The following is a 22,601-nucleotide window of genomic DNA, read 5'->3' on the forward strand; positions in this document are numbered from 1 at the left end:
TGGACGGGTACGGCAGGATGTGGTCCATGCCCAGTGCAGAGATGACACCCGCGGGCGTGCGCGAGCCCGAGCCGGAGCGATCCGCCCCCTCGGAGCCGGTGCGGCCGACCAGGGAGGACGAGGTCGCAGCGGTCGGCAGTGAGCTGATCGGCGGCCCCATCGGGCGCTACGCCCGGCTGAGGACCTCCTGGTGGACGCCCGTCCGGGTCGTCGCACTGGTGGCGATCGGCATGTTCGCCCTCGGCCTGGTCCAGAAGGCACCGTGCTACCACAGTGCCTGGTTCTTCGGCGCGAGCTCCCAGTACACGAAGGCCTGCTACTCGGACATTCCGCACCTCTACCAGGGCCGTGGCTTCGCCGACCACCTCGTGCCCTATTTCGACAAGCTCCCGGACGATCTCTCCGGCGGCATGGGCTACCTCGAATACCCGGTGCTGACCGGGGTCTTCATGCAGGTGGCCTCCTGGCTGACCCCGCACAGCGGCAGCATCCAGGACCAGGAGCAGTGGTACTGGTTCGTCAACGCCGCCATGTTGATGGTCTGCACGGCCGTCCTCGCCGTCTGCGTGGCCCGCACCCACCGCCGACGCCCCTGGGACGGCCTCCTGGTCGCCCTGGCACCCGCCGCGGTGCTGACGGCCACCATCAACTGGGACCTGCTGGCGGTGGCACTGACGGCCGCCGCGATGCTGATGTGGTCCCGCCGTCGTCCGGTCGCCTTCGGCGTCCTCCTGGGGCTCGCCACGGCCGCCAAGCTCTACCCCGTCTTCCTGCTCGGCCCCCTGCTCGTGCTGTGCTGGCGGGCCGGCAAATGGCGGGAGTACGGGCAGGCCGTGGCCGGCGCGGCGGTCGCCTGGCTGGTGGTGAACCTGCCGGTGATGCTGTTCGCCTTCCCGGGCTGGTCGAAGTTCTACACGTTCAGCCAGGACCGGGGCGTCGACTTCGGCTCGTTCTGGCTGATCTGGTCCCAGAACTCCAGCAACCCGCCCGGTACCGGCTTCGTGAACACCGCCGCGACGGCGCTGGTGGTGCTGTGCGCCCTCGGTATCGCCGTGCTCACCTTCACCGCCCCGCGCCGGCCGCGCTTCGCCCAGCTGGCCTTCCTGATCGTCGCGGTCTTCGTCCTCACCAACAAGGTCTACTCGCCGCAGTACGTGCTGTGGCTCGTACCGCTGGCGGCCCTCGCCCGGCCCAAGTGGCGGGACTTCCTGATCTGGCAGGCGTGCGAGGTGGCGTACTTCCTCGGCATCTGGATGTACCTCGCGTACACGACCAGCGGGGACGCCCACAAGGGCCTGCCGACGCACGGCTACCACTGGGCGATCGTGCTGCACCTGCTGGGCACGCTGTACCTGTGCGCCGTCGTCGTCCGCGACATCCTGAAGCCGGAGCGGGACGTGGTGCGCAGGTCCGGGGACGACGACCCCTCGGGCGGGGTGCTCGACGGGGCGGATGACGTCTTCGTCCTGGGCGCGGCGGCCCGTCCGCCCCGGCACGCCGTTCACCACGAGGCGCCGCAGGTGGACTGGGGCAGGCCGGAATCGCCGTCCCAGCAGGGTGGTTCGCTCTGAGCGAACGCTCCTCCAGGGCATGAAGAAGGCCGTACACGGAGCGCCGTGTACGGCCTTCTCGCGAACTCGTGCCTCAGCGGTCCACGATGCGGTCGAACTGCGTCGTGGTGTGGCGCAGATGGGCCACCAGCTCGTCGCCGACCTTGGGCTCCGCTGCGTCCGAGGGGACGAACAGGATCGACACCTGCATGTGCGGCGGCTCGGCGAACCAGCGCTGCTTGCCGTCCCAGACGAACGGCGAGAGGTTCCGGTTGACCGTGGCGAGACCGGCGCGGGCGACGCCCTTGGCGCGCGGCATGACGCCGTGCAGGGCCTTCGGGGCCTCCAGGCCCACCCCGTGCGACGTACCGCCCGCCACGACCACCAGGAAGCCGTCGGAGGCCGCCTTCTGCTGCCGGTAGCCGAACCGGTCGCCCTTGGCCACCCGCGTGACGTCCAGGACGGCACCGCGGTACTCGGTCGCCTCGTGGTCCCCCAGCCACAGCCGTGTGCCGATGCGGGCGCGGAACCGGGTCTGCGGGAACTGCTGCTGGAGCCGGGCCAGTTCGTCGGCCTTGAGGTGGCTGACGAACATCGTGTGCAGCGGCAGCCGGGCCGCGCGCAACCGGTCCATCCAGCCGATGACCTCCTCGACGGCGTCCGAGCCGTCGGTGCGGTCCAGCGGCAGATGGATGGCGAAGCCTTCGAGGCGGACGTTCTCTATGGCCTGGTGCAGCTGCGGCAGGTCCTGCTCGCTGATGCCGTGCCGCTTCATCGAGGACATCACCTCGATGACGACCCGGGCACCCACCAGGCCGTACACGCCGTCGATCGAGGAGACCGAACGCACGACCCGGTCGGGCAGCGGCACGGGCTCCTCGCCGCGCCGGTAGGGCGTCAGCACCAGCAGGTCACCACTGAAGAAATCCTTGATGCGCGCGGCCTCGTACGTCGTGCCGACGGCGAGCAGGTCCGAGCCGAGCCGCGTGGCCTCTTCCGACAGCCGTTCGTGCCCGAAGCCGTAGCCGTTGCCCTTGCAGACCGGTACCAGGCCCGGGAACTGCTCCTGCACATGCTTGTGGTGCGCCCGCCAGCGCGCGGTGTCGACGTAGAGCGTGAGCGCCATGGCCGGACCCGGACCCTTTCTCGTGGCTGAGGTGTATCGGTGGTGTGAGTGCTGTGAACCCTATGGAATCAAACGCCGGCGGCTCAGCGGCGCGACATGTAGATGTCGAGCGCCTTGTGGAGCAGCTTGTTCAGCGGGAAGTCCCATTCGCCGAGGTACTCCGCGGCCTGCCCGCCCGTGCCGACCTTGAACTGGATCAGGCCGAACAGGTGGTCCGACTCGTCCAGCGAGTCGGAGATGCCGCGCAGGTCGTAGACGGTGGCGCCGAGCGCGTAGGCGTCGCGCAGCATCCGCCACTGCATCGCGTTCGACGGGCGGACCTCGCGGCCGATGTTGTCGGAGGCGCCGTAGGAGTACCAGACGTGGCCGCCGACGATCAGCATCGTCGCCGCGGAGAGGTTCACGCCGTTGTGCCGGGCGAAGTACAGCCGCATGCGGTTGGGGTCCTCGGTGTTGAGGGCCGTCCACATGCGCTGGAAGTACGACAGCGGGCGCGGCCGGAAGTGGTCGCGCACGGCCGTGATCTCGTACAGCCGCTGCCACTCGGCGAGGTCCTGGTAACCGCCCTGGACGACCTCGACGCCGGCCTTCTCGGCCTTCTTGATGTTGCGCCGCCACAGCTGGTTGAAGTTCTTGTGGACCTCTTCCAGGGAACGGTTCGCCAGCGGCACCTGGTAGACGTAGCGGGGCTGCACGTCGCCGAAGCCGGCGCCGCCGTCCTCGCCCTGCTGCCAGCCCATGCGGCGCAGCTTGTCGGCCACCTCGAAGGCGCGCGGCTCGATGTAGTCGGCCTCCAGGTCGCGCAGGCGCTTGACGTCCTGGTCCTGGATGCCCTTCTTGATCGTCTCGGCGTTCCAGCGCCGGATGATCACCGGCGGGCCCATCTTCACGGAGAAGGCGCCCTGCTGCTTCAGGTGCGCCAGCATCGGCTGGATCCAGTCGTCCAGGTTCGGCGCGTACCAGTTGATGACCGGGCCCTCGGGCAGATAGGCGAGGTAGCGCTTGATCTTGGGCAGCTGGCGGTAGAGGACCAGGCCCACGCCGACCAGCTGACCGGTGCGCTCGTCGAACCAGCCGAGGTTCTCCGAACGCCACTCCGCCTTCACGTCTGCCCAGGCCGGGACCTGCATGTGACTCGCCGACGGCAGGCTCTGGATGTAGGCCAGATGTTGCTCGCGGCTGATGGTCCTCAGGGTCAGGCTCATGTCGGGGCGCTCCTCGGGCTGGTGTGTCCCCATGGGTACAGGGGCTCCGGCTCTCGCGCCGAAGCCTACTGCCCGGGTGAGCGCCCCGACCGGGCGGACGGCTCAGAAGGATCCGCCCGCAAGGGGACGGGTCAGAAGAGCCCGCCGAACAGACCGCCGTTCGACATGCCGATCAGCAGGCCGATTCCGGCGGCGCCGAGACCCAGGACGAGCCCGAAGCGCTCGCGGGTGGTCACCGAGACCCACTGCCCGTACGCGCCGGTGAGGATCCCCACCAGGCCGGCCCAGGACGTCAGCAGATGCAGGCCGGGGAAGAACGCGGTGATGAAGGACAGCAGGCCGAGCACCAGCGTCACGGCCATCAGGGTGTCCGGGAGCGGATGGGTCTTGCCGTCGCTGGCGAAGAGGGATCCGGCGGTGTTCGGCTGAAAGGCCTCTGCCATGGGGCACCTCCTGCGGAAGGCGGCGCATCGTAGCGCCGTACACACCCGAGGTGTACAGATTGACGGCCCTCCCAGCCGGATTTCAACCGGAAGCGGGTGTGCGGGTAGTCTGTACCGTCTGCACCGGTGTCTGCCCGGATCCACGGCGGGGAATCCTCCCGACCCGTGATCGTCGTCTGATCGTCAGTGGAAACCCCTGATTGTCAGTGGCGGCCGATACCGTTGCGAACGCATTACGACCCTCCTGCCACGGAACGACCGTGGCCGCTGAGTCCAAAGGAGGTGGGTTCCACATGCGTCACTACGAGGTGATGGTCATCCTCGACCCCGATCTCGAGGAGCGTGCGGTCTCCCCGCTGATCGAGAACTTCATGTCCGTCGTCCGTGATGGCGGCGGCAAGGTGGAGAAGGTCGACACCTGGGGCCGTCGTCGTCTCGCCTACGAGATCAAGAAGAAGCCCGAGGGCATCTACTCGGTCATCGACCTGCAGGCCGAGCCTGCGGTCGTCAAGGAGCTCGACCGGCAGATGAACCTGAACGAGTCGGTCCTCCGGACCAAGGTCCTCCGTCCCGAGACCCACTGAGCTTTCGCTCGGCTGATCCCGGGATTCGAGTAGCAGCAAGCAGCCAGCAGCAAACCCGCCGAGAGGTTCCCCCATGGCAGGCGAGACCGTCATCACGGTCATCGGCAATCTTGTCGACGACCCCGAGCTGCGCTTCACCCCGTCCGGTGCGGCGGTCGCGAAGTTCCGTGTCGCGTCCACTCCCCGCACCTTCGACCGTCAGACCAACGAGTGGAAGGACGGCGAGAGCCTCTTCCTGACCTGCTCGGTCTGGCGCCAGGCGGCGGAGAACGTCGCCGAGTCGCTCCAGCGAGGCATGCGCGTGATCGTGCAGGGCCGGCTGAAGCAGCGGTCCTACGAGGACCGTGAGGGCGTCAAGCGCACGGTCTACGAGCTGGACGTCGACGAGGTCGGCCCCAGCCTGCGCAATGCCACGGCCAAGGTCACCAAGACCTCCGGTGGTGGCGGCCGCGGTGGCCAGGGCGGTTACGGCGGCGGTGGCGGCTACTCGGACGAGCCTCCCTTCTAGGGCTCGTATCCACACTTCTTGATCACACAGGAGAAACACCATGGCGAAGCCGCCTGTGCGCAAGCCGAAGAAGAAGGTCTGCGCTTTCTGCAAGGACAAGGTCACGTACGTGGACTACAAGGACACGAACATGCTGCGGAAGTTCATTTCCGACCGTGGCAAGATCCGTGCCCGCCGCGTGACCGGCAACTGCACTCAGCACCAGCGTGACGTCGCCACGGCCGTGAAGAACAGCCGTGAGATGGCGCTGCTGCCCTACACGTCCACCGCGCGCTAAGGGAAGGGTGACCGACTCATGAAGATCATCCTCACCCACGAGGTGTCCGGCCTCGGTGCCGCCGGCGACGTTGTCGACGTCAAGGACGGCTACGCTCGCAACTACCTGATCCCGCGGAAGTTCGCTATCCGCTGGACCAAGGGTGGCGAGAAGGACGTCGAGCAGATCCGTCGTGCTCGCAAGATCCACGAGATTCAGACCATCGAGCAGGCCAACCAGATCAAGGCCCAGCTCGAAGGCGTGAAGGTCCGCCTGGCCGTTCGCTCCGGCGACTCCGGCCGTCTCTTCGGTTCCGTCACCCCGGCCGACATCGCGTCCGCGATCAAGGCTTCCGGTGGCCCCGAGGTCGACAAGCGCCGTGTGGAGCTGTCCGCTCCGATCAAGACCCTGGGCGCCCACGAGACGTCCGTGCGTCTGCACCCCGAGGTGGCCGCCAAGGTCAACATCGAGGTCGTCGCGGGCTGACCGCCGTGCTCGGTCTGAGCAGCTGAGAGAGGGGCCGTACCCATCGCGGGTGCGGCCCTTCTCCTTTGCGTGATGTCCTCGAGCGAAGGGCGCGAGGGCGATGTTTCACGTGAAACGGTCAGCGGGTCGCGCCCGTCACGATCCAGCGGCCCGAGCGGCTGCGCCACCACAGGGTCGCCATGCGGGTGGTCATCATCAGCGTCATCGCGGCCCACAGCGCGGTCAGTCCGCCACCGAGCGCCGGGACGAGCAGGGCCACCGGCACGAACACGGCCAGAGTCAGCAGCATGGCCCAGGCCAGATAGGGCCCGTCGCCCGCGCCCATCAGGACTCCGTCCAGGACGAAGACGATTCCGCAGATGGGCTGGGACAGCGCCACCATCAGCAGAGCGGGCAGCGCCGCGTCCTTGACCACCGCATCGCCGGTGAACAGCGGGAGGAAGAGCGGCCGCGTGGCCACCACGAGCAGCCCGAGTACGACCCCGGTCGCGATGCCCCACCGGACCATCCGCCGGCAGGCCTCACCGGCACCCTCCGCATCGCTCGCACCGAGGTAACGGCCGATGATGGCCTGCCCCGCGATGGCGATCGCGTCCAGTGCGAAGGCGAGCAGATTCCACAAGGACAGGATGATCTGGTGGGCGGCTATGTCGGCATCCCCGAGTCGGGCCGCGACCGCGGTGGCGATCATGAGGATGGCGCGCAGCGAGAGGGTGCGGACCAGCAGCGGTACGCCGGCCTGCGCCGAGGCGCGGATACCGGCCGCGTCCGGGCGGAGCGAGGCCCCGTGCCGACGGGCGCCGCGCACGACCACGGCCAGATAGACGGCCGCCATCCCGCACTGCGCGATGACCGTGCCCCAGGCCGAGCCGGCGATGCCCAGCCCGGCGCCGTAGACCAGGCTCGCGTTGAGAACGGCATTGGCGATGAAGCCGGCGACGGCGACATAGAGCGGGGTCCTGGTGTCCTGGAGGCCGCGCAGCACTCCGGTGGCGGCGAGCACCATGAGCATGGCCGGGATACCCAGGGAGGAGATGCGCAGATACGTCGTCGCGTACGGGGCGGCTGTGGAGGAGGCGCCGAAGAGATCCAAGATGCCGGGGGCCAGGGGAAAAACGACGGCGATGACGGCGCTCCCGAGCAGCAGCGCCAGCCAGATGCCGTCCATGCCTTGGCGGATGGCACCCTGGAGGTCACCCGCGCCCGTGCGGCGGGCCACGGCCGCCGTGGTGGCGTAGGCGAGGAAGACGAACACGCTCACGGCGGTGGTGAGCAGGGCGGAGGCGACGCCGAGACCGGCGAGCTGAGCGGTGCCGAGATGGCCGACGATCGCGCTGTCTACCATGACGAAGAGCGGCTCGGCGACGAGGGCGCCGAAGGCCGGGACGGCCAGCGCGACGATCTCTCGGTCGTGCCGTCGTCGGGTGGCCTCGGGGATCTCGGGAGCCTGGGTCATGGGCGCTAATGTAATCGTCCACAGGTAAGAGATGCAATTGTCGATTGCCCCTTACTTGTGATCTCGACTCCCTTCGTTTCGCGCACCGTTCGAAGCGATCTTGGCCCGACCGGGAAACTTTTTCTTCTGCACAGCCGGTGGATGTCGAACTCGCAGGTCAGAGAGGTGTTGCTGTCGAGGGCGAGGGCTTGTTCACAGGGCTGTCCACCGGGTCGTGCACAGGTTTCGGCGAGTTCTCCACAGCATCGGGCCGGTCGTCCACATGGCCTGTGGATAACCAGATTGGCTGACGCTGCCGACGGGCCTACCGTGGTCCGGCGCCCGCTCCTTCTCCCGGACCCGGAAGCCGTTCTCTCCGAGGCCCGGGAACCGGCATGAACCGACGCGCCAGAAGCGGAGTCGGGCCTCTCGATTTGTCAGTGTCGTGCCGTAGAACAGAGGCCACGGCGAGGTCCGCCGCGCGGACGGGAGGAGGTGGCTCGGTGAGTATTTCCGAGCCCTTGGACGATCCGTGGGCGGACAGCGGGCCCAGTGATCGTCTGCCGGCCTCCCGTCGGCGTCCCGACGGCGGCCGGGGCCGTGACGAGCAGCACGACCGGGGCCGGGACAACGCTTCCTGGGACGGCGGCGGCTCCGCCTTCGAGCGGGTGCCCCCGCAGGACCTCGACGCCGAGCAGTCGGTGCTGGGCGGCATGCTGCTGTCCAAGGACGCCATCGCCGACGTCGTGGAGATCCTCAAGGGACACGACTTCTACAAGCCCGCGCACGAGACGATCTACCAGGCGATCCTGGACGTCTACGCCAAGGGCGAGCCGGCCGACCCGATCACCATCGCCGCCGAGCTCACCAAGCGCGGTGAGATCAACAAGGTCGGCGGCGCCGCGTATCTGCACAGCCTGGTCCAGACCGTGCCGACGGCGGCCAACGCCGAGTACTACGCGGAGATCGTCCACGAGCGCGCGGTCCTGCGCCGTCTGGTCGAGGCCGGGACGCGCATCACCCAGATGGGATACGCGGCCGACGGTGACGTGGACGAGATCGTCAACAGCGCCCAGGCCGAGATCTACGCCGTCACCGAGCAGCGCACCAGCGAGGACTACCTGCCGCTGGGCGACATCATGGAGGGCGCCCTCGACGAGATCGAGGCGATCGGTTCGCGCAGCGGCGAGATGACGGGCGTGCCCACCGGCTTCACCGACTTCGACTCGCTCACCAACGGCCTGCACCCCGGTCAGATGATCGTCATCGCGGCCCGTCCCGCCATGGGCAAGTCGACGCTCGCGCTGGACTTCGCGCGGGCCGCGGCCATCAAGCACAACCTGCCGAGCGTCATCTTCTCGCTCGAGATGGGCCGCAACGAGATCGCGATGCGTCTGCTGTCCGCCGAGGCCAGGGTGGCCCTGCACCACATGCGCTCCGGCACGATGACCGACGAGGACTGGACCCGGCTCGCCCGCCGTATGCCGGACGTCTCGGCCGCCCCGCTCTACATCGACGACTCCCCGAACCTGTCGATGATGGAGATCCGGGCCAAGTGCCGCCGGCTCAAGCAGCGCAACGACCTGAAGCTCGTCGTCATCGACTACCTCCAGCTGATGCAGTCCGGCGGTTCCAAGCGCGCCGAGAGCCGTCAGCAGGAGGTCTCGGACATGTCCCGTAACCTCAAGCTGCTCGCCAAGGAACTGGAGATCCCGGTCATCGCGCTGTCTCAGCTCAACCGTGGTCCCGAGCAGCGCACCGACAAGAAGCCGATGGTCTCCGACCTGCGTGAGTCCGGCTCCATCGAGCAGGACGCCGACATGGTCATCCTGCTGCACCGCGAGGACGCCTACGAGAAGGAGTCACCGCGTGCGGGCGAGGCCGACCTGATCGTCGCCAAGCACCGAAATGGACCCACGGCCACCATCACGGTGGCCTTCCAGGGCCACTACTCCCGCTTCGTGGACATGGCGCAGACCTGACCGGACTCCATGCCCCCGGTGCCTCCGCGCCGGAAATGAATTCGACGCACGGCGTTCCAGCAGATGGACTGGGGGGATGACGAGTTCACAGGACGCGCTGCTCCCGGGGACGCAGCGCGCATTGCTGCACAGGATCGCCGTCGCCCAGCGCGAAGGGCGGACGCCGTCGCTGGTCGCCGCCGTGGTGCGCGACGGGCGGACCGTATGGCACGGGGCGCGCAGCTCGGTGGAGGGGCACGCGCCGGACGAGAACGTGCAGTACCGGATCGGGTCCATCACCAAGACCTTCACGGCCGTGCTGGTGATGCGACTGCGCGACGAGGGCGTGCTCGACCTCGGTGATCCGCTGGAGAAGCATCTGCCGGGCACCGCCGTGGGAGAGGCCACGATCGCCCAGCTGCTCGCGCACACGGCCGGGGTGGCGGCCGAGTCCCCCGGGCCCTGGTGGGAGCGGACGCCGGGCTCACTGCGGCCCGAGCTGAGCGACGTACTCGGCGAGCAGCCCCTGCTGCACCCCGCGGGCCGGCTGCACCACTACTCCAACACCGGCTACACGCTGCTCGGCGCGCTGGTGGAGGAGCTGCGTGGCGCCCCCTGGGAGGAGGTGCTGCGCCGGGAGATCCTCGAACCGCTGGGCCTGCACCGCACCAGTGCTCAGCCGCAGGCCCCGCACGCGGGCGGCTGGGCGGTGCATCCGTGGGCCGACGCGCTGCTGCCGGAGCCGGCGGAGGACCTCGGCCGCATGGCGTCCGCCGGACAGCTGTGGTCGACCACGGGGGACCTGGCGCGGTTCGCGGTCTTTCTCGCCCATGGGGACGAGCGGGTGCTGAGTGCGGAGTCGGTGCTGGAGATGCGGACCCCGGCGGCGCCGGCCGAGGCCCCCGATGTGGTGGACGGGGTCAGTTACGGCCTCGGTATGCAGCTCACCACCCGCGACGGGCGGCTGCTGGTCGGCCACTCCGGTTCGCTGCCCGGCTTCCTGGCCAACCTCACCATCAGCGTGGAGGACGACCTGGCCGCGGTGGTGCTCACCAACTGCACCAGCGGGCCGTCGCTGGGGACGGTGGGCGCCGATCTCCTGCGGATCGTCGCCGAGGCGGAGCCGAGGATCCCCGAGCCCTGGCGCCCGCTGCGTGAGGTCGACCCGGCGGCTCTGGAACTGGCCGGACAGTGGTACTGGGGGACCGGTGCCTTCGGGCTGCGGGTGACGGCCGATGGTCTTCTCTCGCTCGCTCCTCTGACCGGCGGCGGCCGCGGCTCCCGCTTCCGCCCGAACGGCGACGGCACCTGGACAGGACTCGAGGACTACTACGCCGGTGAGCTCCTGCGGCCCGTGCGGCGGCCGGACGGCTCCCTGAGCCATCTCGACCTCGGCTCGTTCGTGTTCACCCGGCAGCCGTACGACCCCGAGGCCCCGGTGCCCGGCGGCGTGGACCCGGAGGGCTGGCGGGGCCTCGACTGACCCGTCGGCGCAGAGGGGCCCCGCGTTTCACGTGAAACGCGGGGCCCCTCTCCGCTCCGAGCGGGGCGAAAGCCGTCACAGGCGCAGCTTGAAGCCTTCGTGCGAGGCGGTGAACCCGAGCCGCTCGTAGAAGCGGTGGGCGTCGGGGCGGGACTTGTCGGACGTCAGCTGCACCATCCGGCAGTCGAGCCGCCGGGCCGTGTCGACGGCCCACTGGATCAACTCGGTGCCCAGACCGCTGCCGCGTTCATCGGCATGGATGCGCACGGCCTCGATGAGCCCACGCGTCGCACCCCGGTGGGAAAGACCGGGGATGGTGGTGAGCTGGAGGGTCCCGATCACCCGGCCGTCGCGCACGGCGACGACAAGATGCTGGTTCGGATCCGCATCCAGCCGCTTCAGCGCCGCCTGGTACGGCGCGGGATCGTCGGGCGACTCCCGCTGCGCGCCCAGCGGATCGTCGGCGAGCATGCCGATGATCGCCGGAAGGTCGTCGGCGGTCGCCGCCCGTATCTCAAGATCTCCCATGCCCGCACCCTACGCGGGCACGTTCAGCGACTCCACGACCTTCACCAGCGGGGCCAGTTGAGGGTTCTCCGAGGCCTTGTCCAGGGCCTCACGCAGGGCGGCGTCATTGGTGGGGCGCGCCTTCTCCAGCAGCCGCAGGCCGGCCTCGGTGACATTGGTGTAGATGCCGCGCCGGTCGGTGGGGCACAGATAGCGCTCCAACAGGCCGCGGTCCTCCAGGCGGGTCACCAGACGGGTGGTGGCGCTCTGGCTGAGCACGACCGCGTCGGCGACCTGCTTCATCTGGAGATGCCCGCCCTCGCCGTCGTGCTGTCGGCTCAGTACATCGAGCAGTGAGTACTCGCGCACGCTGAGGTCGTGCTGCGCCTGGAGGGCGCGCTCGATGTGCGCCTCGATCTTCCCGTGCAGCGCAGAGAGGGCGCACCAGCCCTGAGCGAGGGCGGTGAGCGCGGGGTCCGTCGCTGTCATTGGCGTGTTCCTCCGTCCCGGAGCGGCTGCCTCAAGGATAGCCCAATGCCGTGATTGCCCGCTCTTGCATTTAGCCAGCGTCTGCAATTATCGTGATGGAACGCAAAGCGCTCATGCAACCGACTGGGAAGGTGTACCCCCACATGCCTCTCGCGCTTCTGGCCCTCGCGATCGGGGCCTTCGGAATCGGCACCACCGAGTTCGTGATCATGGGTTTGCTGCCCGAGGTCGCGGGCGATTTCGGGGTCTCCATCCCCACGGCCGGCCTGCTGGTGACCGGCTACGCGCTCGGCGTGGTCATCGGCGCCCCGCTGATGACCGTGCTGGGCACCAAGGTCCCGCGCAAGCGGATGCTGATGCTGCTGATGGGCCTCTTCATCGCCGGCAACCTGCTGTCCGCGCTGGCCCCCGTCTTCGCGGTCATGCTGATCGGCCGCGTGGTCGCCTCGCTCGCCCACGGAGCCTTCTTCGGCATCGGCTCGGTGGTGGCGGCCGAACTGGTCGCACCCCAGAAGAAGGCCGGCGCCATCGCCATGATGTTCACCGGTCTGACGGTCGCCAATGTCGTCGGAGTCCCGCTGGGCACCCTGATCGGCCAGCACGTCGGCTGGCGCGTCACCTTCGCGATCGTTGCCGCGCTCGGCGTGATCGGCCTCGCGGGCGTCGCCAAGCTGGTGCCCGAGCTGCCCCGCCCCGAGGGCGTGCACCTGCGGCACGAGCTGGCCGCGTTCAAGAACGCCCAGGTCCTGCTCGCCATGGCGATGACCGTCCTCGGTTTCGGCGGTGTCTTCGCGGCCATCACCTACATCGCGCCGATGATGACCCACATCGCCGGCTTCGCCGACGGCTCGGTCACCTGGCTGCTGGTCCTGTTCGGCCTCGGCATGGTCGGTGGCAACCTCGTCGGCGGCAAGTTCGCCGACCGCGCCCTGATGCCGATGCTGTACGTCTCGCTGGGCGCCCTGGCCATCGTCCTCGCCCTGTTCACGCTGACCGCCCACAACAAGATCGCGGCCGCCGTGACCATCGCCCTCATCGGCGCCCTCGGCTTCGCCACCGTTCCGCCGCTGCAGAAGCGCGTCCTCGACCAGGCGCACGGCGCGCCCACGCTCGCCTCGGCGGTGAACATCGGCGCCTTCAACCTGGGCAACGCGCTCTCCGCCTGGCTCGGTGGCCTGGTGATCTCGGCCGGCTTCGGCTACACCGCCCCCAACTGGGTCGGTGCCGTGCTCGCCGCGGCCGCCCTGGTCCTCGCCGTCCTCTCGGCCGTCCTGGAGCGCCGGGACACCGCCCGGGGCGCCGTGGCCGCCTCCAGCACCCCCAGCGGCCGACACGCCGCCGCCCGCCACTGAGCCACCCACCGTCACCCGCGCCGACCCCGGTGCGGCCCCCATCGCACCACCCGAGGAGACACGTCCATGACCACCACCGCCGTCGCCCCGCTCACCATCGAGGACGCCGAGCTGCTGGTCGCCACGGCCCGCCGTGCGGCCGAGGAGGCGGGCGTCACCGTCAGCGTCACCGTTCTCGACGCGGGCGGTCACCTGCTCGCCTTCCGCCGGGACGACCGGGCCGTGCTGATCTCCGGCGAGACCAGCACGCGCAAGGCCTACACCGCGCTCCAGCTGAACGCCCCCACCGCCGACCTGGTCGGCGCCGTCCAGCCGGGCGGCCTCTTCCACACGCTGCCCACGGCCCTCGACCGGCCGCTGCTGTTCATCGCGGGCGGCGTCCCCGTCCACCGGGACGGCCGGCTGATCGGCGCGGTCGGCGTCGGTGGCGGGGCACCCGAGCAGGACCACGGCTTCGCCACCGCGGCCGTGCGGGCCCTCGCCTGATCGCACGTCCCGGACGATCACAGGCCCCGCCGCTCCCAGCGGCGGGGCCTGTCCATGTCCCACAGGGGTTCAGCCGGCGGCCACCGTCAGCGGGGCGAACCGGCGCGTCCAGTCACCGGGCAGTTCGGTGATGCCGTACGTCATCACCGAGTTGGACGCCACGGACGCCAGGCCCCGCGCCCCGGCCCACGACAGCAGCTCCTCATGGCGTACGTCGATGTCGGTACGCAGCGGACGATCCGTATCGGCCGCCAGGGAGGCGATGAGCGCCCGGGCGGTCTCCGTGTCCCGGGCGATCAGCGGGCCGACGACATGGGTGTCCATGTTCGGCCACGCGGCCGCGTAACCGATGATCCGGCCGTCCACCTCCGCCACCCGGAGCTGGTCCGCGAAGGCGGGCAGCCGGGCGATGAGGGGCGTCCGGTCGGCGCCGAACACCTCCTCGTCCAGCCGCAAAATCCCGGCCAGGTCCTCCGCGGTGGCGGCACGTGTCGGCACCTCCGGCTCCGGCCCGCCGGGAGTGAAGCGGCCCATGAGCATCTCCGCCCGTCCCGTCACCTTGAAGCCCAGCTCCTCGTAGAGCGGGCGGCCGTTCTCCGTGGCGTACAAGGTCAGCGGCGTTCCGTCCATGACCGACAGCACATGCCGCATCAAGCGGCGTCCGACGCCGCGGCGAGCATGACGCTCGGCGACCAGGACCATGCCGACGGCGCCGAGTTCCGGCCGCTCCCAGGTTCCGTACTCGGTGAGGACGCAGGCGGCGACGAGGCCGCCCTGGGGGTCATCGATGCCGAAGCCCCGTCCTGCCGTGAGGAGGAAGCCCCACTTGTGTTCCTCGCGTGGCCACCCCCGGTCCTCGGACAGGTCGGCGCAGGCGGTGAGATCGCGAAGCGTCAGACGGCGAATGGGCAGAGCGTCGAGGGAAGGAGTTGGCACGCACGTCAGGCTGTCCGAAGCAGACCCCCGGCGTCCACCCGTTTCGATGCGGACGCACGCGCTTTTGGTCATGTCGTAGCCGTACGTACAGTCCGCGGACAGCCTGGCGGCACGCGGCCGACCGGGAGTGTTTCACGTGAAACATCGTCTCGCCATGGCCGGCCGCAGACGACTCGCTACCCCAGATCGGGAGCGTGCATGGCCCGTACGCCCTCGATATTGCCGTCCAGATAGTGCCGCAGCGACAGCGGAACGAGATGGACGGAGGCGATACCGACCCGAGTGAACGGGATGCGGACGATCTCGTACTCACCGGCCGGCTCGTCCACCTCCGGGCCATGGCGCAGGGACGGGTCCATGGACTCCAGCCGGCAGACGAAGAAGTGCTGCACCTTCACGCCGGTCGCGCCCCCGTCCTCACCGATGTGCTCCACGGTGTCCACGAAGCACGGCACCACATCGGAAATCTTGGCGCCCAGTTCCTCGTACACCTCTCGGTGCAGGGCGTCCACGACGGTCGAGTCCCCGGGCTCGACCCCGCCACCGGGGGTCACCCAGTAGGGATCGACGCCTGGCTTGGTGCGCTTGATCAGGATCAGGTCGTCACCGTCCAGGAGAACGGCGCGGGCGGTGCGCTTGACCACGGGTCGGACGGTCATGGGAGAAATGTGGCCCGGCTGGTTCCACGTGAAACATCGCAAAGCGGCGTCGGACGACCGCATGGCGTTGGCATTGCCTGCCAGGGGCCTCAGCACCAGCGCGCGGCCGCTCTCAGCAGGCATTCGTGGGCCCGGGCCACGGACGGCAGGGCGAGCGTGCCCGCGCGGACCACCAGGAAGTAAGTGCGCAGTGGCGGCACCACCGGGTCGTGCAGAGCGACGAGCGCGCCCCCGTCGAGGGCCGGTGCGCAGAGATACCGGGGCAGTACGGCCAGACCCGCGCCCGCGATCGCACAGGCGAGCACCGCCCGCAGATCGGGGACGACGACCGTGCCGGGGGCGGCCGGGCGGGTGTCGAAGACGGAGGCCCAGTAGCGGGAGACGAACGGCAGCGACTCATGGATCTCGATCAGGGGAAGGTCCTGGAGCGCGGGCGCGCCCTTCAGCCGTAACGCGTCCGGGTCGATGCGCTCCGACCACCGGGGAGCGGCGACCAGCACATGCTCCTCGTCGCAGAGCGCGGTCGCGGTGAACAGGGCGCCACGCGGCCTGGCGGTGCTGATGGCCAGATCGTGGTGCCCGGCCGCCAGACCTTCCAGAACCTCCTCCGTGGTACCGAAAGAGGCCCGCAGCGCGAAGCCCCTGCGGTCGTCGCCGGTCAGCTCCGTGAGGGCGGGCAAGGCCCGTTCGGCGATGAACTCCGGCGGGCCGGCCAGATGCAGCGTTCTTCGCGAGGACTCGTCCTCCAGCCGGCTCTCGGCTATCTCCACCAGCGCGTCGAGGTGGGGCGCGGCCTTGTGGGCGAGTTCGTCGCCGATGCTGGTCGGGGTGACACCGCGCGCCTGGCGGAGGAAGAGAGGCCTGCCCAACTGCCGTTCCAGTGTGCGGATCTGCGAGGTGACGGCGGGTTGGGAAAGACCGAGCAGCGCCGCGGCACGGGTGAAGGAACCGGCCCGGTGCACGGTGACAAAGGTGCGCAGCAAGGCCAGATCCATGACAAGCCCCTCCCTGCCCTCGCCTTCTTCGGCCCCGGCAGCCCTCAACGATAAAAAAGTCGATACCCCCCTGTCATCAGCGTGATTGGACACTGACAGAGAGTCAACTAGCCTTGTTCACACGGTTCTTCGCAAGCGGAACCGCCGGCGGTCCGAGCCAAGAGGGGGGAGGCTCGGACCGCCGTCCCGTTTCTCCGGCGGACGCCGGCTCAGTCCGCCGACTCGTCCAGGGCGCGCAGGATGTCCGCCACCAGGTCCTCGGGGTCCTCGGCGCCGACCGACATCCGGATGAAGCCCTCCGGTACCGCGTCCCCGCCCCAGCGGGCACGGCGCTCGGCCGTGGAGCGCACCCCGCCGAAGCTCGTCGCGTCCTCCACCAGGCGCAGGGCGGCGAGGAAACGTTCGGCACGCGCGCGTGTGGACAGCGTGAACGACACCACACAGCCGTAGCGGCGCATCTGCCGGGAGGCGACCGTGTGCGCGGGGTCGCCGGGCAGCCCCGGGTACCGCAGGCCCGACACCTCCGGCCGCTGCCGCAGAGCCTCGGCGACGGCGAGGGCGGTGGCGTTCTGCCGGTCGACTCGCAACTGGAGCGTGGCGATGGACCGGTGCGCGAGCCAGGATTCCATGGGACCGGGGATCGCCCCGACGATCTTGCGCCAGCGCCGTACGGCGGCCATCACCTCGGCGTCGCGCCCGGCCACGTACCCCAGGAGGACGTCCCCGTGCCCGGTGAGCTGCTTGGTGCCGCTGGCCACCGCGAAGTCGGCCCCCAGGGCCAGCGGGCGCTGGCCGAGCGGGGTGGCCAGGGTGTTGTCGACGGCCACCAGGGTGCCCTGGGCATGGGCCGCCACCGCCAGACGCCGGATGTCGCACACATCGAGCCCGGGGTTCGACGGCGACTCGATCCACAGCAGCCGCGCGCCCTCCAGCACCTCCAGCTGGGCGTCCCGTCCGGTCGGGGCGGTGCGCACCTCGACGCCGTACGCCTCCAGCTGGGCGCGGACCAGCGGCAGCGCCTGGTAGCCGTCGGACGGCAGCACCACCGCGTCCCCGGCGCGCACCTGGGAGAAGAGCACGGCGGAGATCGCCGCCATGCCGGAGGCGAACACCAGCGTCTCGACGTCCGCCCGCCCGGGCGCCTCCAGCTCGCCGATGGCGTTCTCCAGCAGCGTCCAGGTCGGGTTGTCGTCACGGCCGTAGGAGTACGGCCCCGACACCTCGCCCGGCAGATGGAAGTGCGCCGCGAAGACGGGGCCGGGCAGGGTCGGCTCGTGTTTGACCGGCTCGGGCAACCCGGCCCGGACCGCGCGCGTGCCGTCGCCCACGGGGTCTTCGCTCGTACCAGTCGCGCTCATGCCGCCCGTCCCTCCAGGTGTTCCCGTACGGCGGCGAGCAGACCGGTGCTCGCCTCCTCCACCATCTCAAGGCACTCCTCGAAACCCTCCAGGCCGCCGTAGTACGGGTCGGGCACGTCGAGGGCCTCGTCGCCCGCAGGGGGCTCGTCCGGCGCGGCGGATCCGGGCGGGACGTGGGCGTACGCACGCAGCAGCCGGACCTTGCGCGCGTCCGCCTCGGTGGGCGCGAGCCGGCGCAGGGCCCTGAGGTGTCCCGCGTCCAGGGCGATCACGAGGTCGAGGCGGGCGAACCACGACGGCTGGAACTGGCGCGCGACGTGGTCGCAGTCGTAGCCGTGCTCGTGCAGGACGGCTACGGTGCGCGGGTCGGCGGCCTCGCCCTCGTGCCAGCCGCCGGTGCCGGCGCTGTCGATCTCCACCAGCTCCTCCAGCCCGGCCTCCGCCACCCGCGCGCGGAAGACGTACTCGGCCATCGGGGAACGGCAGATGTTGCCGGTGCACACGAAGCAGACGCGATAGGTCATGGGGCGCTCAGTCCTCGTCCGGCAGGATCATGTGCAGGGCCCAGGAGACGACCGAGATGATCAGTCCGCCGAGGACGGCCGTCCAGAACCCCTCCACATGGAAGCTCAGCTGGAGCTTGCCGCACACCCACGAGGTCAGCAGCAGCATCAGCGCGTTGACGACAAGCGTGATCAGGCCCAGCGTCAGAATGAACAGCGGGAAGGTGAGCACCTTCAGGATGGGCTTGACCAGCCAGTTCACCAGACCGAAGATCAGTGCGACGACGATCAGCGTCCCGGCTTTCTTCGCGGTGCCGTCACCGGTCAAGGTGATCTTGTCCAGGAGCCATACGGCCACCGCGAGGGCTCCCGCGTTCGCGATCGTCTTGACTACGAAATTCTTCATGTGTCTGATCGTGGCAGACCCGATCGGAAGCGAGCAGTGAGGCGAGGGCGGCAACGCAGATGAAGGCATTCCGGCTGGACGAACTGGAGGCGGAACGTGCCGCCAACGAGGGTGCCTATCTTCAGTTTCTGCGCGAGCGGAACATGTCGGTCGGCCTCTACGCCCTCGACGCGGGCGAGCACGATCCGCAGAAGCCGCACAACCAGGACGAGGTGTACTTCGTCGTCAGCGGCCGGGCGTCGATCACCGTGGGCCTGGAGACGACCGAGGTGGCACGGGGCAGCGTCGTGTACGTGCCCGCCGGTGTCGCCCACAAGTTCCACCACATCAGCGAGGATCTGAGGGTGCTCGTCGTCTTCTCTCCGCCCGAGGCGTGAGAGCGGACCTCCGGGTTCCCTAGGGGACGGTTCAGGGGAGGACAAGGGCCGCGGGGCCCCCGCGCGCCCCTCGGACGGCCCTAGCATCGAACGCAGGACATCGGGACCGTACGAGATGTACGCACGAGACGAGAAGGACGAGGGCCATGCGAGGGATCTTCGCGGGACTGCCGTGGTGGGTGAAGTGGGTCGCGGTGCCGGTCATCGCCCTGGTCGTCTTCGGCGGGCTGATAGCGAGCGTCGTCGGTTTCGTGATCGGCCTGCTGTTCAAGGCCCTGGTCTTCGTGGCCCTGGTCGGCGGACTGATCTACATCGTGCGCAAGTTCATGTCGAACTCCTCCTCGCACGGCGACTGGTGAACGACGGGGGAGCCGGTGACCGGTGAGGGGGTGCCGGTTCCCTCGGGGGAGGGAAGTTTCCCCGTGAGCCCGTCTGTACGCGGTGGCAGGCGGTTAGAGTCCGGAACTCCCCACGGGGACCGGCCCCGTGGGTGGCGCAGACCCCCAACCGTGCTCCCCGCTCCCGCACGGCCTGCCCCCTCGCGCTTCCGGAGTAACCCTTGGCCACGGTCGACACCGCACCGGCAGAAACCCGCACACTCCCCGCCCAGCCGCGCCCCCGCACCTCTTCCCCGCGGCGGCCGTCCGGCATGGCCGTCGCATCGCAGCCGGCCGCCGCGACCCTCATCGGCTCCGTGCAGCGCGCCATGCGGCTGCTGGAGACGGTCGCCGCCCATCCCTACGGCGCCCCCGCCAAGCAGCTCGCCCGCGCGACCGGCCTGGCCCTGCCCACCGCCTACCACCTGCTGCGCACGCTGGTGCACGAGGGCTATCTGCGCCGGGAGAAGGGGCTGTTCTTCCTCGGTGACGCGGCCGAGCGGCTGAGCAGCAACGGAGCCCGGGAGAATCGTCGCTGCAGGGTCGCGGACACGCTCGCACACTGGCGTGATTCCATCGGTGCGCCGATGTACTACGCGATGTACCGGGACGGCGAGATCGACGTCCTGTGCGTCTCCGACTCCCGGGAGGCCCCCGCGGCCGAGGAGTGGGCCGACTTCCGCGAGACCGGGCATGCGCACGCCCTCGGCCAGTGCCTGCTCTCCCAGCTGGACGAGGGCGCCCGGCGCGACCACCTCGCGCGCTACCCGGTACAGGCCCTCACCCCGTCCACCGTGCGCGACAGCGACGCCCTGCTGCGGCGGCTGGCCCGGGTGCGGCGCATGGAGCCGGTGGTGGAGCGCCAGGAGTACGCGCTCGGCACGGTCTGCGCGGCGGTCCCCATCACCGTCGGCACGACCGCGGCCACCGTGGCCTTCTCGCTCCCGGTCCACCAGGCCGACCGGCTGCTGCCCGCGGCCCACCGGCTGCAAACGGAGATCGGCCGCCAGATCGGGTCACTCACGCTTTCTATCAGTATCTGAAATCTTACTCCTTGTGATCTGCTGTGTACTTTCAGCAAGATTTACCACGGTCAGAGGGATCAAACCCGGCCAGTCGATGTCATACGACGGGGTAGGCGATGCGCGAGTCCGTACAGGCAGAGGTCATGATGAGCTTTCTCGTCTCGGAGGAGCTCTCCTTCCGCATTCCGGTGGAGTTGCGCTACGAGACCGGCGATCCCTATGCCGTGCGGCTCACCTTCCATCTGCCCGGCGACGCCCCGGTCACCTGGGTCTTCGGGCGGGAGTTGCTGATCGACGGCGTAGGACGGCCGTGCGGGGAGGGTGATGTGCGCATCTCCCCCGTCGAGGCCGAGGTGCTGGGCGAGGTGCTGATCAGGCTTCAGGTCGGCTGCGACCAGGCCCTGTTCCGCTCGTCTGCGTCGCCGCTCGTCGCCTTCCTCGACCGTACGGACAAGCTGGTGCCGCTCGGCCAGGAGGGTGCGCTGGCCGATTTCGACGCGCATCTCGACGAGGCGCTGGACCGCATCCTGGCCGAGGAGCAGAGCGCGGGCTGACCGTCGCGAGACGGGGCGTCGCCGCTCCGCCGTGTCGCACGGAACAGAGCAGTAACGCTTCTGCGCAGGACGCCGAGCGGCGCCCTCGGCGCCGGGGCCCCGATCCGGCTCACCGCTTGCGGCGCCGGCCCCGGCCGCCCCGTGCCGGAGCGGGCCGGCCGCCCGCGAGGGCCCCGGCGCCCGGCCCGCGCCGGTCGGAGCCCACCACCAGGGCGGCCAGCGCGGTGGTGACCGGCACCGAGGCCACCAGGCCGATGGAGCCCACCAGGGTGCGCACGATCTCCTCGGCCACCAGCTCGCTGTTGGCCACCGTCCCCACGCCGCTCTGGGCGATGGAGAACAGCAGCAGCAACGGCAGCGCGGCGCCGGCGTAGGCGAGCACGAGCGTGTTGACGACGGACGCGATGTGATCGCGGCCGATGCGGATGGCCGCCCGGTACAGGCCGCGCGGGCCCATCGAGGGATTGGCCTCGTGCAGCTCCCACACGGCCGACGTCTGGGTCACCGTCACATCGTCCAGGACGCCGAGCGAGCCGATGATGACCCCGGCCAGCAGCAGACCGCTCATGTCGATCTTCGGATAGAGCCCGTGGATCAGACCGGTGCTGTCGTCGGTGTTGCCGGTGAGCGCCGCCCAGCCGATGAACTGCGCCCCGAGCAGGCCGATCAGCGACAGCGAGATCAGGGTGCCGAGCACGGCCACCGACGTACGGGCCGACAGACCGTGGCACATGTACAGGGCGATCAGCATGATGGCGCTCGACCCGACGACCGCCACGAGCAGCGGGTTGGAGCCCTGGAGGATCGCGGGGAGGATGAACTGGTTGAGCACCAGGAAGCTCACGGCGAGGGCGACGAGGGCCATGACACCGCGCATCCGGCCCACCACCACGACGGCGAGCGCGAAGATGCCCGCGAGCAGCGCCATCGGGAACGCGCGGTTCACATCGGTCACCGAATACTGGAGGTTCTTCGGCGCGGTCGGCTCGTAGGCGGCCACTACCTGCTCGCCCTGGTGCAGCTGCCTGAGCTGGTCGGGCTGCACGATCTCGGTGAACGTACGGCCCTTGTCCTTGCCGGTGTCGACCCGGATGGTCGCCTTCTTGCAGGTGCCGCCGGACCGCTGTCCCATCGGGGAGCCGCCGCCGGTGGAGGAGGGGTCGGCGGCCGGAGCACCGCCCGAGGCGTTCACCGAGGCGCAGTCGACTTCCACCACCCGGGTGACGGTGGCCTGTTGGGTCTGCCGGTCGAAACCGACGCCGCTGTGCTTGTGGGAGGGGGCGCCACCGGGCCAGAGCACCACCAGACCGACGACCACCGCCGCGGCGAACGGAACCAGGACCGCCGCGATCACCTTGCGCAGTTGCCGGGACACGGGCGCGGCGGGCCCATGGCCGTGGCTGTGGCTGTGACCGTGGGAGGCATGGGCGTGACCGTGCGGCTGGTCAGGGGTCAGGTCGTCCGAGCCGTCGGGCCGGCGCGGGCCGGGCGGCTGGTGCGGGTGCTGCTCCATCCTGGTCATCGCCAGATCATCGCAAGA

General features: G+C 69.8%; 25 protein-coding genes and 1 pseudogene. 13 read left to right on the forward strand and 13 right to left on the reverse strand.

The genetic code is table 11. The annotated features are described in order from the left end of the window. Window positions 1–26 precede the first annotated feature (26 nt). Window positions 27–1,571 (forward strand): glycosyltransferase family 87 protein, encoded by a 1,545-nt coding sequence (locus FRZ03_RS32875; protein ID WP_186785750.1) that lies wholly within the window; start codon window positions 27–29, stop codon window positions 1,569–1,571. Between the two features lie 73 nt (window positions 1,572–1,644). Here FRZ03_RS32875 and FRZ03_RS32880 read toward each other — a convergent pair whose 3' ends face one another. The 3 genes from FRZ03_RS32880 to FRZ03_RS32890 all read right to left on the reverse strand — a co-directional run bounded on the left by FRZ03_RS32880 (window position 1,645) and on the right by FRZ03_RS32890 (window position 4,324). Next, the gene (locus tag FRZ03_RS32880; RefSeq protein ID WP_070028834.1) at window positions 1,645–2,676 is read right to left on the reverse strand and encodes an alanine racemase; all 1,032 of its coding nucleotides are present in this window, start codon (window positions 2,674–2,676) and stop codon (window positions 1,645–1,647) included. A gap of 83 nt (window positions 2,677–2,759) precedes the next feature. Then, window positions 2,760–3,881: a peptidoglycan bridge formation glycyltransferase FemX gene (gene femX, locus FRZ03_RS32885; RefSeq protein WP_146468723.1), complete on the reverse strand. Its 1,122-nt coding sequence runs from the start codon at window positions 3,879–3,881 to the stop codon at window positions 2,760–2,762. 131 nt (window positions 3,882–4,012) lie between these two features. Continuing rightward, window positions 4,013–4,324, reverse strand: coding sequence for a hypothetical protein (locus FRZ03_RS32890; protein WP_146468724.1), 312 nt, complete (start codon window positions 4,322–4,324; stop codon window positions 4,013–4,015). A gap of 293 nt (window positions 4,325–4,617) precedes the next feature. Between FRZ03_RS32890 and rpsF the strand changes: the two genes are divergently transcribed. The 4 genes and pseudogenes from rpsF (at window position 4,618) to rplI (ending at window position 6,158) form a co-directional block, all read left to right on the forward strand. Continuing rightward, window positions 4,618–4,908, forward strand: a complete 291-nt coding sequence (gene rpsF / locus FRZ03_RS32895; protein WP_070028831.1) for a 30S ribosomal protein S6 — start codon at window positions 4,618–4,620, stop codon at window positions 4,906–4,908. A gap of 73 nt (window positions 4,909–4,981) precedes the next feature. Further along, window positions 4,982–5,392: pseudogene (locus tag FRZ03_RS32900) on the forward strand (single-stranded DNA-binding protein); the annotation flags it as partial. A 64-nt stretch (window positions 5,393–5,456) separates the two neighbouring features. Beyond that, complete coding sequence (gene rpsR / locus FRZ03_RS32905; protein WP_003949403.1) at window positions 5,457–5,693, forward strand: 30S ribosomal protein S18; 237 nt, start codon at window positions 5,457–5,459, stop codon at window positions 5,691–5,693. A gap of 18 nt (window positions 5,694–5,711) precedes the next feature. Continuing rightward, on the forward strand, window positions 5,712–6,158 hold the full coding sequence (rplI, locus tag FRZ03_RS32910) for a 50S ribosomal protein L9 (RefSeq protein WP_070028829.1): 447 nt from the start codon (window positions 5,712–5,714) through the stop codon (window positions 6,156–6,158). 118 nt (window positions 6,159–6,276) lie between these two features. On the opposite strand, the gene FRZ03_RS32915 is transcribed toward rplI, so the two are convergent. After that, on the reverse strand, window positions 6,277–7,614 hold the full coding sequence (locus tag FRZ03_RS32915) for an MATE family efflux transporter (protein ID WP_146468726.1): 1,338 nt from the start codon (window positions 7,612–7,614) through the stop codon (window positions 6,277–6,279). Between the two features lie 482 nt (window positions 7,615–8,096). On the opposite strand from FRZ03_RS32915, the gene dnaB reads away from it, so the two are divergent. Next, a complete protein-coding gene (gene dnaB / locus FRZ03_RS32920) occupies window positions 8,097–9,575 on the forward strand; it encodes a replicative DNA helicase (RefSeq protein WP_146468727.1) in 1,479 nt (492 codons plus the stop codon). Window positions 9,576–9,651: 76 nt separating this feature from the next. Beyond that, the gene (locus tag FRZ03_RS32925) at window positions 9,652–11,037 is read left to right on the forward strand and encodes a serine hydrolase domain-containing protein (RefSeq protein ID WP_146468728.1); all 1,386 of its coding nucleotides are present in this window, start codon (window positions 9,652–9,654) and stop codon (window positions 11,035–11,037) included. A 75-nt stretch (window positions 11,038–11,112) separates the two neighbouring features. Here the strand turns inward: FRZ03_RS32925 and FRZ03_RS32930 are convergent, their stop codons facing one another. Then, entirely contained in the window at window positions 11,113–11,565 is a 453-nt protein-coding gene (locus FRZ03_RS32930) for a GNAT family N-acetyltransferase (RefSeq protein WP_146468729.1), read from the reverse strand. A gap of 9 nt (window positions 11,566–11,574) precedes the next feature. Continuing rightward, complete coding sequence (locus FRZ03_RS32935) at window positions 11,575–12,033, reverse strand: MarR family winged helix-turn-helix transcriptional regulator (RefSeq protein ID WP_146468730.1); 459 nt, start codon at window positions 12,031–12,033, stop codon at window positions 11,575–11,577. Window positions 12,034–12,176: 143 nt separating this feature from the next. On the opposite strand from FRZ03_RS32935, the gene FRZ03_RS32940 reads away from it, so the two are divergent. Next, window positions 12,177–13,385, forward strand: coding sequence for an MFS transporter (locus FRZ03_RS32940; protein WP_146468731.1), 1,209 nt, complete (start codon window positions 12,177–12,179; stop codon window positions 13,383–13,385). 66 nt (window positions 13,386–13,451) lie between these two features. Then, window positions 13,452–13,871 carry a GlcG/HbpS family heme-binding protein gene (locus FRZ03_RS32945; protein ID WP_146468732.1) on the forward strand — a complete coding sequence of 140 codons (420 nt, stop codon included), beginning with the start codon at window positions 13,452–13,454 and terminating at the stop codon, window positions 13,869–13,871. A gap of 69 nt (window positions 13,872–13,940) precedes the next feature. Here FRZ03_RS32945 and FRZ03_RS32950 read toward each other — a convergent pair whose 3' ends face one another. The 6 genes from FRZ03_RS32950 to FRZ03_RS32975 all read right to left on the reverse strand — a co-directional run bounded on the left by FRZ03_RS32950 (window position 13,941) and on the right by FRZ03_RS32975 (window position 18,728). Further along, window positions 13,941–14,807: a GNAT family N-acetyltransferase gene (locus FRZ03_RS32950; RefSeq protein WP_146468733.1), complete on the reverse strand. Its 867-nt coding sequence runs from the start codon at window positions 14,805–14,807 to the stop codon at window positions 13,941–13,943. A 176-nt stretch (window positions 14,808–14,983) separates the two neighbouring features. Beyond that, the gene (locus FRZ03_RS32955) at window positions 14,984–15,466 is read right to left on the reverse strand and encodes an NUDIX domain-containing protein (protein ID WP_146468734.1); all 483 of its coding nucleotides are present in this window, start codon (window positions 15,464–15,466) and stop codon (window positions 14,984–14,986) included. An 89-nt stretch (window positions 15,467–15,555) separates the two neighbouring features. Continuing rightward, the gene (locus FRZ03_RS32960; RefSeq protein WP_146468735.1) at window positions 15,556–16,461 is read right to left on the reverse strand and encodes a LysR family transcriptional regulator; all 906 of its coding nucleotides are present in this window, start codon (window positions 16,459–16,461) and stop codon (window positions 15,556–15,558) included. Between the two features lie 209 nt (window positions 16,462–16,670). After that, a complete protein-coding gene (locus FRZ03_RS32965) occupies window positions 16,671–17,819 on the reverse strand; it encodes a cystathionine gamma-lyase (RefSeq protein WP_146468736.1) in 1,149 nt (382 codons plus the stop codon). Continuing rightward, entirely contained in the window at window positions 17,816–18,343 is a 528-nt protein-coding gene (locus FRZ03_RS32970; RefSeq protein WP_146468737.1) for a low molecular weight protein-tyrosine-phosphatase, read from the reverse strand. The genes FRZ03_RS32965 and FRZ03_RS32970 overlap by 4 nt, the downstream gene beginning before the upstream one ends. A 7-nt stretch (window positions 18,344–18,350) precedes the next feature. Next, window positions 18,351–18,728 (reverse strand): phage holin family protein, encoded by a 378-nt coding sequence (locus tag FRZ03_RS32975; protein WP_146468738.1) that lies wholly within the window; start codon window positions 18,726–18,728, stop codon window positions 18,351–18,353. Window positions 18,729–18,787: 59 nt separating this feature from the next. Between FRZ03_RS32975 and FRZ03_RS32980 the strand changes: the two genes are divergently transcribed. The 4 genes from FRZ03_RS32980 to FRZ03_RS32995 all read left to right on the forward strand — a co-directional run bounded on the left by FRZ03_RS32980 (window position 18,788) and on the right by FRZ03_RS32995 (window position 21,061). Then, window positions 18,788–19,105 (forward strand): cupin domain-containing protein, encoded by a 318-nt coding sequence (locus FRZ03_RS32980; RefSeq protein ID WP_146468739.1) that lies wholly within the window; start codon window positions 18,788–18,790, stop codon window positions 19,103–19,105. Between the two features lie 146 nt (window positions 19,106–19,251). Next, complete coding sequence (locus FRZ03_RS32985; RefSeq protein ID WP_046418730.1) at window positions 19,252–19,464, forward strand: DUF5326 family protein; 213 nt, start codon at window positions 19,252–19,254, stop codon at window positions 19,462–19,464. Window positions 19,465–19,754: 290 nt separating this feature from the next. After that, entirely contained in the window at window positions 19,755–20,525 is a 771-nt protein-coding gene (locus tag FRZ03_RS32990) for an IclR family transcriptional regulator (protein WP_261399441.1), read from the forward strand. A gap of 98 nt (window positions 20,526–20,623) precedes the next feature. Then, complete coding sequence (locus FRZ03_RS32995) at window positions 20,624–21,061, forward strand: SsgA family sporulation/cell division regulator (RefSeq protein WP_070028813.1); 438 nt, start codon at window positions 20,624–20,626, stop codon at window positions 21,059–21,061. Between the two features lie 109 nt (window positions 21,062–21,170). Here FRZ03_RS32995 and FRZ03_RS33000 read toward each other — a convergent pair whose 3' ends face one another. Next, window positions 21,171–22,583: a YibE/F family protein gene (locus FRZ03_RS33000; protein WP_186785751.1), complete on the reverse strand. Its 1,413-nt coding sequence runs from the start codon at window positions 22,581–22,583 to the stop codon at window positions 21,171–21,173. Between the last annotated feature and the right edge of the window lie 18 nt (window positions 22,584–22,601).

It is taken from the genome of Streptomyces misionensis, from assembly GCF_007896895.1.
Taxonomy (GTDB): Bacteria; Actinomycetota; Actinomycetes; order Streptomycetales; family Streptomycetaceae; genus Streptomyces; species Streptomyces misionensis_A.